The sequence below is a fragment of the Kocuria sp. NPDC057446 genome (assembly GCF_042802875.1).
Classification (GTDB): Bacteria; Actinomycetota; Actinomycetes; order Actinomycetales; family Micrococcaceae; genus Kocuria.
Map to the genome: position 1 here is coordinate 1 of NZ_JBHVDI010000297.1, position 1,270 is coordinate 1,270.

At 68.3% G+C, this 1,270-nt stretch carries 1 protein-coding gene; it reads right to left on the reverse strand.

The window, feature by feature from the left end:
* Positions 1-46: 46 nt before the first annotated feature.
* The gene (locus ACFU0Y_RS18195) at positions 47-1,108 is read right to left on the reverse strand and encodes an IS110 family transposase (RefSeq protein WP_380216377.1); all 1,062 of its coding nucleotides are present in this window, start codon (positions 1,106-1,108) and stop codon (positions 47-49) included.
* Positions 1,109-1,270: the final 162 nt, after the last annotated feature.

Sequence of the window (1,270 nt, forward strand, 5' to 3'; positions counted from 1 at the left end):
GGCTGATCGCCGCAGGCGGTGTGGGGCCGATGGTCCCTCTGTATTGTCAAGCGGCCAGTGCCACTGGTTCGGGGATCTGGAGCGGGGGCTCGGCGCAGTCGTTGATCATGGCGCGCCAGACGGTGCGCGCCAGCTGGCGTTTCAGGCAGCGGAGAGCTTCTCTCGGTGTTTTCCCCTCATCGCGTTTCTTGGCGTAATAGGCGTATCCGGCGCTGGAGCGGGTGCGGATCTGGATGATCGCCACGGAGTGGATGGCGGAGTTCAGGTCTCGGTTGCCGTAGCGGGAGAGACGGTGCCGGCTGTGGTCGGCACTGGCGATCTGGATCGGTGCGGTGCCGCTGTAGTTGGCGAAGGCCGCCGCGGTAGGGAAACGGCGCGGATCCCCGGTGTCGGCCAGGATGCGGGCGGCCAGCACGGGCCCGATGCCCACGATCTCGGTCAGTGTTGTGGGGTGCTCGGTGAGCAGGTCCCGGATCTGCTCGGTGTTCGCCGCCATGAGCCGATCGTGGTGGCGGACTTCGGCAATGAGGTCGCGAGCCACCTCTCGGCGGACGCGGTCGGCCGTGCTGGTCGGGCGCACCCGGCGCAGCAGTTGCGCGGCCCGGGTGGCGGTCAAGGATCGGGGCGCACCGCCAGCGATCAGCTCGCGCAGCAGGGCGTGCAACTGATTCAGTAAGCGGGTCCTGTGCTGGCTGAGACTTTGACGGCGTTCGGCGAGTAGGGCCAACGCATCGGTATGGCCTTCCGGGAACACCCGGCGGCTGTCGCCGTGGACGGCTGCGGAGCCGGCGGCGGCTGCGGCATCGATGCGGTCGTTCTTCCGCCGACCGCCGCGTGAAAGGCTCCGGTACCGGGCGGTTGCGGTGGGCGGGACGTCGAGGACCTCTTCGCCGTGGGACAGTAGCCACTGGGCCAGGTGGTGGCCCAACCCCTCGGCGTTTTCGATGGCCCACTGCCGTGGCGCCCAGGCCCCGGCCCAGGCCAATAGGCGTTGATAGTCCTTCAGGGACGCGGTGATGCGCAGGGTGCCCAGTTCGGTGCTGGTGGCGGTCTCGAGGACCGTGGCTGTGTGCGTGGTCTTGTGCGGGTCGACTCCGATGATGATCATCTGAGGGTCCTTCTCGTCGTGCGCGGGTGGGGTCACCGCGGTCGACATGCCGACTTCCAGACCTGCTGTGGGCTGGTGTGGTCATCCCTCTGTTGAGTCAGGCCGCAGCGGAGGCCAGGACGGTGACCAGACCATCGACGAGTCAGCCCTGCGAGGGGCGAC

Excerpts from the sequence above, each read along its gene's own strand:
- ACFU0Y_RS18195 (WP_380216377.1), bottom strand. The coding sequence starts at position 1,108 with ATGATCATCATCGGAGTCGACCCGCACAAGACCACGCACACAGCCACG.